Origin of the sequence: Actinophytocola sp., from assembly GCF_036002505.1 — a bacterium.
In the GTDB taxonomy this organism is placed as follows: domain Bacteria; phylum Actinomycetota; class Actinomycetes; order Mycobacteriales; family Pseudonocardiaceae; genus DASYTH01.
The window spans coordinates 1-12195 of sequence record NZ_DASYTH010000276.1; the positions used below are offsets into that span (position 1 = coordinate 1).

General features: G+C 70.1%; 10 protein-coding genes and 1 pseudogene. 5 read left to right on the forward strand and 6 right to left on the reverse strand.

Annotated elements, in window-relative coordinates; genetic code table 11:
• A pseudogene (locus VGR06_RS24335) lies at nucleotides 1-461 on the reverse strand (hypothetical protein); the annotation flags it as partial.
• Entirely contained in the window at nucleotides 458-1063 is a 606-nt protein-coding gene (locus tag VGR06_RS24340; RefSeq protein ID WP_327561433.1) for a restriction endonuclease subunit S, read from the reverse strand. The gene VGR06_RS24340 and the pseudogene VGR06_RS24335, both read right to left, overlap by 4 nt.
• A gap of 699 nt (nucleotides 1064-1762) precedes the next feature.
• Between VGR06_RS24340 and dusB the strand changes: the two genes are divergently transcribed.
• From dusB to phoU, 5 genes are all read left to right on the forward strand, one after another.
• On the forward strand, nucleotides 1763-2902 hold the full coding sequence (gene dusB, locus VGR06_RS24345; RefSeq protein WP_327561434.1) for a tRNA dihydrouridine synthase DusB: 1140 nt from the start codon (nucleotides 1763-1765) through the stop codon (nucleotides 2900-2902).
• A gap of 2 nt (nucleotides 2903-2904) precedes the next feature.
• On the forward strand, nucleotides 2905-3375 hold the full coding sequence (locus tag VGR06_RS24350; RefSeq protein ID WP_327561441.1) for a hypothetical protein: 471 nt from the start codon (nucleotides 2905-2907) through the stop codon (nucleotides 3373-3375).
• A 182-nt stretch (nucleotides 3376-3557) separates the two neighbouring features.
• Nucleotides 3558-4397 (forward strand): GGDEF domain-containing protein, encoded by an 840-nt coding sequence (locus tag VGR06_RS24355; RefSeq protein ID WP_327561442.1) that lies wholly within the window; start codon nucleotides 3558-3560, stop codon nucleotides 4395-4397.
• A 342-nt stretch (nucleotides 4398-4739) separates the two neighbouring features.
• Nucleotides 4740-7250: an LCP family protein gene (locus VGR06_RS24360; RefSeq protein ID WP_327561435.1), complete on the forward strand. Its 2511-nt coding sequence runs from the start codon at nucleotides 4740-4742 to the stop codon at nucleotides 7248-7250.
• An 84-nt stretch (nucleotides 7251-7334) separates the two neighbouring features.
• Nucleotides 7335-7997, forward strand: coding sequence for a phosphate signaling complex protein PhoU (gene phoU / locus VGR06_RS24365; RefSeq protein WP_327561436.1), 663 nt, complete (start codon nucleotides 7335-7337; stop codon nucleotides 7995-7997).
• 406 nt (nucleotides 7998-8403) lie between these two features.
• On the opposite strand, the gene VGR06_RS24370 is transcribed toward phoU, so the two are convergent.
• From VGR06_RS24370 to VGR06_RS24385, 4 genes are all read right to left on the reverse strand, one after another.
• A complete protein-coding gene (locus tag VGR06_RS24370) occupies nucleotides 8404-9171 on the reverse strand; it encodes an ESX secretion-associated protein EspG (RefSeq protein WP_327561437.1) in 768 nt (255 codons plus the stop codon).
• Nucleotides 9171-10898, reverse strand: a complete 1728-nt coding sequence (locus VGR06_RS24375) for a hypothetical protein (protein WP_327561438.1) — start codon at nucleotides 10896-10898, stop codon at nucleotides 9171-9173. The genes VGR06_RS24370 and VGR06_RS24375 overlap by 1 nt, the downstream gene beginning before the upstream one ends.
• An 87-nt stretch (nucleotides 10899-10985) precedes the next feature.
• Nucleotides 10986-11549 carry a DUF3558 domain-containing protein gene (locus VGR06_RS24380; protein ID WP_327561439.1) on the reverse strand — a complete coding sequence of 188 codons (564 nt, stop codon included), beginning with the start codon at nucleotides 11547-11549 and terminating at the stop codon, nucleotides 10986-10988.
• Between the two features lie 40 nt (nucleotides 11550-11589).
• A complete protein-coding gene (locus VGR06_RS24385; protein WP_327561440.1) occupies nucleotides 11590-11994 on the reverse strand; it encodes a hypothetical protein in 405 nt (134 codons plus the stop codon).
• Between the last annotated feature and the right edge of the window lie 201 nt (nucleotides 11995-12195).

Consider the following 12195-nt stretch of genomic DNA (forward strand, 5'->3'; position numbering starts at 1 on the left):
GGAGTATAGAATACCCCTCCCATTTTGCCACCCACATCAGCGAACTCGCCCATGAGGCGGTCATAAGCCCGGCCGACCACATCATTGAACTCGAGATTATCCTTGCTCAGTGATAGCCGATCGAAATGATGAACTAGCCTCTGCAGTTCATGGTTGCCCATCTTCTTGTTGAAATCGACGTCCTCTAGTGTGCCGCCCAGTACGTCCGGGTTGCTCCACAGCAGAGTGTGTAGTGCTTCGTCGAGGAGTTCCCCGAGAGTTCCACCACCATTCTGGACGATGTGACGCCAGCGCGCGCGGTCCGGCACCTGAAGGGGCCCCCGCTGGTCCGACGCCCACTTGAGCAGCAGGACTCCAGAGACGATGACCGAGGATGCCAACGGGTCCATAGCACTGTTGCGGAGAATGTGCGCTGCGTCGAGAAGTTCCCGCGTGAGGCGAGCGACGCTCAGCTTGCTCATGCGGGCATCACCCCCTTAAGCATCTCCGCGAAGATGGCCGGTCGCAACGCTTGCAAGCGGTCCGACATCTCGTGGAGAATCCTGACCTCCTCATCAATGTCCGCAAGTACGTCGACAATGGCCAGCTGCCGGTCCATGGACGGGACGATGACCACCAACTCCCTCAGCATCGCGGAGTTCAGCGAGGGCACCGTGCCCCGTAGGGCCTGACCAACGAGCTCCGCCTGCGCCGGAGAAGAGGACAGATATGAGGCGAGGTACGCCGGAAAGATAAGCTCTGGCCGAGGCCTGATCCGCACACATGACGAACCGTAGAACCACAGGTCGTGCTGCGCCCCAATCAGTGCAAGGCGCCCGAGCGATCCTTGCCGCACGACAAGGATGTCCCCCTCCTGCACGGCGAAACGGGCAAGCTTCTCGGCGTCCCCCACCGGTACGCGCCTCAATTTCCGGGTATCCACCGTATGACGGCTCGTGATGCTCGGCGGCGTGACAACAGGGATCCCGTCAGGCCCGTCGTGCAGCCCCTCGAGTAGCGAACCCGATGGCCCAGCGGTGATCTCACCCAGCTCAGCGAGTGGGATGGGCTTCTCGCCGGTCATACCTAACCTTTCCTCGTCGAGAGCGGCGGGGGCCGCGGGAACCGGCCCCCACCGATCCTCGATCAAGCAGTGCGTCGTCGACACCGAAGGCCAGCGCGCACAGCTTCGCCGACCGTAGCGGTCACTAGGGACGCGAGGAGCATGATCAGCATCGTGCCGCCGTGCCCCGTCGCGACGGCACCCAGCGTGACCACCACGATGATCAGCGTGGCGAGTATGACAACTCGTTTGGCCATCGGGGGCCAGTACCAGGCACAATTAAAACCGACGGTTCTCATGGGCCGTCCCATCTCCTCGCACACGCGAGGTAGTTGCGCCGCGCCGCCCTGTCGGTCGTCAAGCCACGCAGGGCGACGCGGCGATCAATGACCGCACGCCATGCGGGTAATGCCCGGCGCGCCATCCGCCCCGCTGCGTCATCCACGCGTTCGGTCCTCTTACAGCGAGCACGCTACCATGCGAAGCTAGCTTCGCATGCGCCACGGCGCAGTTGATGACAAGCGGGATGCCAGGGCTGGTGGAGGTGCACCGGGGGTCGGCTCGTCGTTCGCTTGCGGCCGCAGCGACCACATGTCGAGACACCCCGCACATCGGCGCATCCCGATTTTGGCGCGCGGCAACATGTGTCAAAACGAACCCCGATCCGGCCAGGGCATCCGATGACGTCGCGGTGATGGTGGCGGCAGCTAGCCTGAGCAGGTGACAGCTCCAACCCCGCCGGTCACCATCGGCCAGTACACCATCGACCCGCCGGTCGTACTGGCTCCGATGGCCGGGATCACCAACGTGGCCTACCGCCGCGTATGCAGGGAATTCGGCAGCCCCACCGCCCTCTACGTCTGCGAAATGATCACCGCCCGCGCCATCGTCGAACGCGACCCAACGACCATGCAGATGATCACCTTCGGCGCCGACGAGCACCCCCGTGCGCTGCAGCTCTACAGCGTCGACCCGACCACCATGCGGGAAGCAGTCAACATCATCGCAAGTGAAAATCTCGCTGACCACACCTGGTTGAACTTTGGCTGCCCGGTGCCGAAGGTGACGCGGAAGGGCGGCGGGGCTGCGTTGCCGTACAAGCGGCGGCTGTTCGGGGACATCGTGGCGGCCGCAGTGCGGGAGGCGGAGCCGGCGGGGGTGCCGGTGACGGTCAAGTTCCGGATCGGGATCGACGACGACCACACCACGTTCCTGGACGCGGGGCGGATCGCCGAGGCGGAGGGGGCGGCCGCGGTGGCGCTGCATGCGCGGACCGCGGCGCAGCGGTACTCGGGGCAGGCGGACTGGTCGGCGATCGCGGCGCTGAAGGACGCGGTGCGGACGATTCCGGTGCTGGGTAACGGGGACATCTTCAGCGCGGGGGACGCCCTGGCGATGATGGCGGAGACCAGCTGCGACGGGGTGGTGATCGGTCGCGGCTGCCTGGGCCGGCCGTGGCTGTTCGGCGACCTGCAGGCGGCCTTCGCCGGGCGGGCGCTGCCGGCGGGCCCGAACCTGGGCGAGGTGGCCGAGGTGATGTACCGGCACGGCACGCTGCTGGCCGACCACCTGGGCGAGCACAAGGGCGTGCGGGACCTGCGCAAACACGTGGCCTGGTACCTGCGCGGCTTCCCGGTCGGCTCGACGCTGCGGCAGCGGCTCGGCCTGGTCAGCGGGCTGGCGGAGCTGGCCGACCTGCTGGCCGAACTCGACCATGGCGCCCCGTTCCCGGCCGCCGCCGAGGGTCCGCGCGGCCGGCAGGGCTCGCCGGCCAGGGTTGCCCTGCCGGACGGTTGGCTGGACGATCCTGATGACGCCGCGGTGCCGGCCGGCGCCGAGCTGATGCACTCCGGGGGTTGATCGTGCGTGCCACCGTGGTCACGACCGTGCTCACGCTCGTCGCCGCGGCGTTCGTCCTGCTGTCCCTCAATCGCGTCACCGCGATCCCGGGTCAGCCGGTGGCGCTGAGCACTCCGGAGGGTGACCGCAAGCTGGTCGTCGACTACTTCACCGAGCTCAACGACGCCGGGAAGGACGGCACGGCCACGCAGCGGGACTTCCTGCGCCGCACCCAGCACCCGGACTTCACCGACCGGCTGTGCGACCTCGGCGACCTGGTCCTCAAGATCGAGCCGGCGATGTCCACGTTCCGGGTGGACTCCAAGTGGTCGCCGCCGGACTCGGCGAAGCGCCCCCGTGGCCTGGTCTACGTGCTGGGCGTGTCGGTGAGCATCCGGCGGGCCGGCGCGGTGATCGCCGAGCAGATCGGCTCCGAGCGGGTGGTCGTGCTGGACGGGAAGGTGTACGGGTTCACTCCCTGCCCGACGCAGTAGCCACCGGCACGGTTTGCCACCCCTAGTCGGGGCAACGCCGGAATACACCGGTCGAGCGAACTTCTGCATCCACGCGTCCCAACGCCTCAAGAGATGTGTCTGCTGAGTCGAAACACTCCATACGTAGGGAGGTGAGCGCCGTGGCCTTGCTGGACCAAGGCGTGGCCGAGCCGACCGTGCCCATGCCGTATCCGGCCAAGGTCGAGGCGCCCGAGGACACCGCGGGCCTCATCGCGCTGCACGAGTCGATCGCCGGCTTCCTGGCCGACCGTGGGGAGTGGCGCCAGGCGTACGAGCACGTCCGGCACGCCCTCGACCTGATCTTCACGGAGCGTGCGGCGCTGACCACGGCGCCGCCGCACCAGCGGATCCCCGCTGAGCAGCTGCGGGAGGTGGTCGACCGGCTGCGGCGCGAGCACGCCGAGGTCCGGGAGCAGGCCATCCGGGACGCGCTGACGGCCAGCTACAACCGCCGCTACCTGGACCAACGCCTGGTCGCGCTGGTGGAACAGCAGGGCGCGGGCGCCGACGGGCTGGCCGTCGCCCTGGTCGACCTCGACTGGTTCAAGAATGTCAACGACACGTTCGGGCACCAGGTCGGCGACCGGGTGCTGCAGCGCGTGGTGGAGCTGCTGCAGGACGGCCTGCCGGAGACCGCGTTCTGCGCCCGCTACGGCGGCGAGGAGTTCGTGCTGGTGCTGCCGGGGGTCGACGGCGCCACCGCGGTGGCGGTCGCCGAGGCCGCGCGGGCCCGGGTCGAACGGCACACGTGGAGCACGATCGTGCCGGGGCTGCGGGTGACGGTGAGCGTCGGGCTGGCCGCCGAGCCGCCGGCGGATCTCGCCACCGGGCACCGGGCCGCCAGCCCGGAAGCCCAGCTCAGGCAGGCCGACGGGTTGCTGTACGCGGCCAAGCGGTCCGGCCGCAACGCCGTCGCCTACCTCCTCGGCGGCGAGACCCGGCTGGCCGGCGAGGCGTCCCGGCGGCGGTCGGTCACGGTCTCGAACGGGCTCACGAGCTGACCCGGCCGATAGCCCGATCGGAGTAGTTGAGTGGGCGCAACTGCGTACCGACGGTAAGAAAATCCCCGAGCGCAATCGTCATGGATGGCATCCATCCGTAGTATCTCGACGCGGAAAGCCACACTGAGTCGGCAACGATGCGCTAGTGTGCAACGTCTTCATAACTAGTTGGCGGCAGTATGTATCAGATCGCCGCGCCGAGGTTTGGAGTGGAAAGGAGCAGGGGTGCCGGACGACCATCATCGCTCAGGCGGCACCTCTCCCTCGCCAGGTAACGGACGCCAGGGTCGCCACTCCTACGCGGGTGACCCGGATGAGCAGCCCCGGCGGCGCCGCCGTTCGATGGAGGGCACCGGCGGCCTGAGCGTGGCCGACCTGGTCCAGCGGCACACCGGCTCCCGGCCCGACCTGCCCTACCCGCCGCAGGCGGAGCCCCCGCGCCCGCACGCGGCCCCGTCCCAGCCCCGGATGCAGCCGGCCGCCCCACCGCCGTCCCAGCCCCGGATGCGACCCGTGCCGCCGCCGGCGGAGGCCCACCGGCAACCCGCGGCCCCGCCGCAACCACGCCGGCAGCCGGCGCCGCCGTCCCAGCCCCGGATGCAGCCGATCCCGCCACCCGCGGCGACGGCGTTCCCGCCGTCCCAGTCGCGGATGCAGCCCGTCCCGCCCCCGGCGCAGCACCGCCCGCCCGCCCGGCCGGCTGACGGCCCGCCCGGACCACGACGAATGCCCCCGGGCCCGAGCGAGCCCTCGGGGGCTTGGCCCCGGCCAGGCCAGGGACCGAACGGCGGCAACGGCGCGGCCCCCAACGGCGGCCAGTTCGCCAACGGCGCGGCGCCCACCGGCAACCAGTTCGCCACCGGCGGCCGGCCGGGCGGCCAGTCCGCGCCGATGCGGCAGCGCACCGCCACCCAGTCCGCCCCGCCGATGCCGCGGATCCCCAACCAGATCCCCGGCCACCAGACCTCGATGCCCCCCGCACCGAGCCGGCTGAACGCGCAGCCGCCCGCAGCCGCCGCACCGCCCCCGGCCTGGCCGACCGAGTCGCCGAGCATGACGGCGGTCCCCCCGGTCGCCCCGCCGCGCCGGCCGGCCGCTGAGGACATGGACCCGCTCTGCCTCACCAGCGAGATGGAGCCGATCGGCGAGGAGATCCAGAAGCGCCGCCGGGTCGACCACACGCTGGCCCGGTTCTCCAAGGTGCACGACGAGTTGCGGGCCGAGGAGCGCGAGAAAAAAGCCAAGCGCCGCAAGCTGATCCCGTGGTCGACCGACGACGAGCTCGATCATCTCGATGAGATGGTCGCCCTGCAGAGCCCGCAACTGCCGGTCGAGGAACCGTTCCCGGCGGAAATTCCAGCCGAGGAAACCCGCCTGCAGCGCAAGAAGAGCCGCCGCCGGAACCGGTCCGCCCTGGTGGGCAAGGTTTTCGCCGGGGTGCTGGCCATCCTGGTGCTGGTCGCGACCGGGGTCGCGTGGGGGTTCAAGAGCTGGGTGGACGCCAAGACGAACCAGGTGGACGCGCTCGACCAGAACTCCTCGGCGATCCTGGACCGGATCGCGCAGAACGGTGACGAGAACTTCCTGATGGTCGGCTCGGACAGCCGCGACGGCGCGGCGGCCGAGGACAAGGTGGGCAACTCCGCCGACGTCCCCGGGGCCCGGTCGGACACGATCATGATCGCGCACGTGCCGGCCGACCGGAAACGGGCCGTCGTGGTCTCGTTCCCGCGCGACCTCGAGGTGAACCGGCCGCAGTGCGAGGCCTGGGACCCCAAGACCACCAAGTACACCGGCAAGCAGATCCCGGCGGCGACCAACGTCAAGATCAACACCGCGTTCCAGGTCGGCGGGCCGAAGTGCGTCACCAAGATGGTGCAGCAGCTGTCCGGCCTGAACATCAACCACTTCGTGGGCATCGACTTCAACGGCTTCAAGGAGATGGTGGACGCCGTGGACGGCGTCCAGGTCTGCGTGGAGCGCCCGCTCAAGGACACCATCCTCGGCACGGTGGTGAAGGAGGCCGGCAAGGCCGTCACCCTCACCGGTGACCAGGCGCTCAACTTCGTCCGGGCCCGGCACGTGATCAACGACCCGACCTCCGACTACGGCCGGATCAAGCGCCAGCAGCGGTTCCTGTCCTCGTTGCTGCGCAAGGCGATGTCCAACCAGGTGCTGCTCGACCCGGGCAAGCTGACCTCGTTCGTGCAGGCGTTCGCCAAGTCCACGTTCGGCGACAACATCGGCGTCGAGCAGCTGATGTTGCTCGGCCAGTCGATGCAGGGGATCGAGGCGGGCCGGGTCACGTTCATCACCGTGCCCACGGTCGGCGAGGCGAACACCCGCGGCAACGAGGTCCTCCGCACCAACGACAAGGACAACCTGTTCGCGGCGGTCCGGAAGGACACGCCGCTGCCGGGCGAGTCACCGGCACCCGCGACCGGTCAGTCCCCCACCAGCGCCGCGCCGCCCACCCAGCAGGTCGACCCGAAGACCATCAAGATCCAGGTGCTGAACGGCGGCAACACCACGCAGAAGATCGCCACGCGCACCGCGGACAAGCTGAAGGCGCTCGGCTTCCAGATCGTGACCATCGACAACGCGCTGGAGAAGGTCAAGCAGACGGTGGTCAAGTACGGCAAGGACAAGGAGGCCGCGGCCCGGGTGCTGGCCTCGGCCGTCCCGGGCGCGCAGATGCTCGCCGACCCGTCCGCCACCGGTGCCCTCATGCTGATCATCGGGCCGGAGTACAAGGGCGACGTGGTGGCCCCGACCGGCGTGGTCAACAGCCCGCCGGCGGACCTGCCCAAGGACCTGGCCACGGTCAACGGCGGCGACGTCTCGTGCGCCTGAGCAACCGTGATTCGTTGCCCGGGGTTCACGTTCGGTTCATCCAGGAATGCGGTGCGGGTGCGCCGCTGGCCGTAGGCTGTCGCCATGCGTGAGGCCTACCATGTCGAGCTCGAACAGCTCGCGGACGAGTTGGCGGGCATGTGCTCGATGGTCGGCGACGCCATGGAGCGCGCCACCCGCGCCCTGCTCGAGGCGGATCTCGCCCTCGCCGAGCAGGTGATCGGCGATGACTCCAAAGTGGACGAAGCGCGCTCGTCCTGCGAGGAGCACGCCTACGCGCTGATCGCCCTGCAGGCGCCGGTGGCCACCGATCTGCGCACCGTGCTCGCCGCCATCCACGCCGCGGAAAGCCTTGAGCGGATGGGAGATCTGGCCCTGCACGTGGCCAAGGCCGCCCGCCGCCGGCACCCCCAGCCGGTGCTCCCCGAGCAGGTCCGCCCCTACTTCTCGGAGATGGGCCGGATCGCGGTTTCCCTTGCCCGCCAAGCCGAACAGGTCATCGTGAGCAAGGACGTCGACCAGGCGCGCGCCCTCGAGGACGCCGACGACGAGATGGACGACCTGCACCGCCATCTGTTCACCGTGATCATGGACCGGGACTGGCCGCACGGCGTCGCCGCCGCCGTCGACGTCACCCTCCTCGGCCGCTTCTACGAACGCTTCGCCGACCACGCCGTCTCCGTGGCCAAACGCGTCGTCTTCGTGGTCACCGGCCGCATGCCCGGCTCCAGCCACGACGATCTATAGCTGGTCCGCCTCTCCGGGACTCAATGCGGTGGTTGCGTTCCGGCGGACGGTTGCGGATACCCGGTGGATGTGGCACGAGTGGGTGACAGGGTTCATGATCAATGTTTGGGGACGGAAGTGCTCGTTTTCTAGCATTTCCGACCCCAAACGGTGACCTTGGCGGCGCGATCGGCGTTTCGGGGTTCGCTCACCACGGCCCCACACCCGAGAAGACCAACGGGACCCCCGGGCTCCCAACCGACCCGCGACCGTGACCGGGAAGACCAACCCCGGCCCCACCCCCACTTCCCCAGCCTTCCCTAAACCCAGCCACAACCAAAACCGCTGCCCGCCAACGGAACCGGACCACCCCGGCGCGCCCCGCGCACTCACCCACCAAACCCAACCCACCACATCTGAGACTGCGCTAGCTCCGGGGCGCCGCCGCGTCGATCAGCTCGCTGAGTGCGCGGGTTAGCCTGGGTTGGTCGGCGGGTGAGAAGGTGCCGTGGACCTGGCCGTCGTCGCCGGGTGGGCGGGACAGGTTGAGGTAGCGGCCGGCGTCGGTGTCGAACCAGCCGACCTCGCCGGCCCGGAACTCGCGGCCGTACCGGTCCTTGCCGAGCACGGCGAAGAAGCCGGAGCCGGTGCGTGGGCGGTTCAGGTAACCCTCGGCGATCCGCAGGGTGATGTCCGCGGGTCTGCCGTGCACCTCGGTCAGGTACTCGTCGGAGGCACCCACGGCGACCGGCGCCGGCTTGCTCAGCGTGACCGACTGCCCCGGCCCGGCCTCCACCTTGGGCAGCAGCGCGACCAGGGTCACCGCGAGCGCGGTCGGCCGGATGAGCTCCACCCGCAGGCGCTCCCCCTCCTGCTCCGCCAGCACCCCGGTCTCCCCCGCCGCGGACACCCGGGCGAACAGCTTCCGGTCCTTCTCGAGCAGGCCCATGGCGACCACGGCGACCTGGAAGTGCGCCAGCGTGCGCAGCGCGCGGACCAGGTCCGGCTCGAGGTCCCCGTCGGTGATCAACCCGCGCCCGGCGAGGTCGGCGAACACCGCCCGGGCGATCCCCACCCGGTCGGCCTGCATCCGGCCGAAGCTCGGGATCTCGAACGGGAACAGCCGGAGGTTCACGTTCAGCGTCTGGGACAGCACGTCCACCGCCGCCGGCGACAGCAGGTACGGGCCGGCCATCACTCGCCGATGACCGGGGGCGCGGTCATCTCGTCGGTGCCGAACAGCGAGTCCGGGTCCGCCTCGACCAGGTAGGACGGGCGCTGGTGCTCGCCGTCCTCGTCGCCCTCACCGCGAGCACCGCCCATGCCGCCCATGGGCATCCCGCCGGCGCCGCCGCGACCACCCGCGCCGAGGCCGCCGCCCCGCCCGCCGGTCGCCGCGTGCTCCGCGGCCAGCGCCCCCGCGCCGGCGCCGCCGGCCCCACCCGAGCCACCCCGGCCGAACGCGCCGCCGCCGGACCGCGCCCCGCCCGGCTCGGAGCCGAACCCCGAGCCCGTGCCGGGAACGCCACCGCCGCCGCCCGGTCCGAAACCACGCCCGCCGGAGCCGCCGGGGCCGAACCCGGTGCTCCCCGGCCCCGGCACCCGGCCGGAACGCAGGCTGTCGCCGCCACCGGGCAGCCCGCCGATCGGGCCGCCGCCGATGGGGATCCCGCCGGGCGGCACACCGCCGCCACCGCCGCCGGGACCGGGAATGCCGCCGGGCAACCCCGGTGTGCCCGGACCGCCACCGCCGGGCAGGCCGGGCGTGCCGCCCGGGTTGGTGCCACCACCGCCCGGGATCGAGCCGCCACCGGAGCCGGAGCCACCGCCGGACCCGCCCGAACCGCCACCGCCCGGCAACGGGAACCCCGGAGTGCCGGAACCGCCACCCGAGCCGGAACCACCGGATCCGCCCGAACCGCCACCGCCGCCCGAGCCTCCGCCGGGCAGGGGCAGCTGGCCGACGCCACCACCACCGCCGCTGCCGCCGCCGGAACCACCCGTGCCGCCGCCACCGCCGCTGCCGCTTCCTCCGTCGTAGCCGCCGGGGAGCTTGCCGACCCCACCACCGCCGTCATCGCCGCCGGTGCCCCCGGTTCCGTCGCCGCTCATCGTCGGCGGCGCGGTGAAGGCCGGCATGGTGCTCGCGCCGGACAGGCCGCTGTCGTAGGTGCTGACCACCTGCGCGGCCCGGTCGCGCGCCTCGTTGTGCGCGTCGTACTGGTCCATCGCCTCGGCGTAGGTCGCCCACGGATCGGCGGAGGACTGGATCCGGTCCACCCACTCGTCCCGGTTCCACGGCACCTCCTCCGGCATCGAGGACGACGCCGTGGACAGCGCCTCGGACTGGACGTTCATCTGCGTCCCGGCCAGCGCCGCGCTCTGCCCGGCGGTGCCCACCCAGTTCCCCACGTCGGCCATGAACGAGCGGGCCCGGTTCGCCGCCGCCCCCTGCCAGTCCGTCTGGCTGCTGTTGATCGCCGTGGCCACCTCTTCCTGGAACCGGACCATCGCGTTGCCGGTCTGGATCCAGTCGTCCCCGGTCGCCCCCACCGCGCCCGGGTCGGCGCCCTCGGTCACCATCGACTTGAGCTCGTTGTGCTCGTAGCTGCGGTAGTTGGCGGCGTCGATGGCCGGCGACGGCCGGGTCTCCACGCCCGCCGCGAGCTGGTCCGCCTGGGCGTTCATGTTCTCGTTGTACCGGTCCCGGTACTGCCCGTTCCGGGTGAAGAGCGCCATCAGCTGGGTCAGCCAGTCGGCGTCGTCGATCTCCTGATCAACCTGCTGCTCCGACTGGTCGCGCACCTGCTGCCCGGTGTCGACCGTGCCCTGCCGGTGAATGTAGGTCGGGCTGGTCGGATCCAGGGTCCCGTCGTAGTGCCGGCTGTGCCGGTTGTAATCCGGGCTGTCCGGATTCGACACCGAAGCCGATCGCGGGTCCGTGTTCGGCGGCCGAACCGCCGTCTGCGGCCTCCCAGGTGGCGCCATCGTCCCTCTCCTCCCTGGTTCTCAGGGCAGTTCCGGTTCCACGAGCCGCGCCATCTGCAGCGCCAGCTCACACGCCTTCTGTAGGTTGGTACCCGCGGTCACCGAGTGAGTCACCGTCGAGGAATCGCCGACCCCGAGGGCGACCGAGCACGATCCTGGACCACCGAAGCCGGACAACTGGACCGCCTTGTGGCCACCGATATCCGGCAGTGGTTTCGGATTGCTGCTGGCCGGGATGTCCTTGATTCCGACGGAGTCACGGATATCGACCGAGAAGAAATACGTTTCCTCCGGACCGCGGAGACGCCACTTGCAACCCCGGGCCGATCCGACATCGCCCCGTTCACCGCCACTGATTCCGAGCTGGGTCTGAGCCTGCGCGGTGAGCAGAGAACAGGGATCGCTCGGCAGTGCGCCCGCGTTGGTGTTGCTCGTCGTGGGCGGTCTGCTTGGCCGGGTGGTCCGGCTTGTGGTCGTCGGGTTTCCGGTCGGCTCATCGCCGACGACCGCCGAACCGTCGGTCTTGCTCGAGCAGGCGGTCAGGCCGGCCAGGAGCGCCGCCAGCACCGATACCAGCAGAGCCAAGCGCCTCACGGTGATACCAACTGCCTTCCTCGGTTGTCGGTCAGGCCGATTGCTGCCGGCCGGCTCCGCGCTGATCCATTGCCTGGTAGTTGGCCATCGCGTCCTTGATGCCCTGCTCGGCGTCCTCGAGCGATTCTCGCAACTTCGTCAGCATGGGCATGAACCCCTGGCCGTCCGTGGCGACATTGGCCACGTGCGGCTTCATGACGTTCGCTCCATGGCTGGTACCCAACTGGGGCTCCATGCCGAGCCGCTGGACATCGTGCTGGTTCTCGTCGACCCAGTCCTTCAGGTTCCGAATGGCTTGGAGCAGGGCCTTTCCGCCGGTTTCGCTGATAGCGAAGGAACCCGAGGCGGCGCCCTTGGCGAACACCGCAAAGCTTTCGCCAATCGCCGCGGCCGCACCGGCGACGGCGCCACCGATGGCACCAGCAGCTATGGACATGTCGCACCTCGTTGTCCCTCAGGCGGCTCACACCACAGACGCACGGTACCAATGGGCGGGCGCGCGTTGTCCCGTTGTGACGAAAGTTGGCCCGCTCGGGTTCCCACCCGCAAACGATCAACCAAGGAGCACCGGCACGAGCCGTTCGGCCAGGCGGGTGGACTCCCGGGCGGACACCGAGAGCTCCACCGGCGCGTCGTC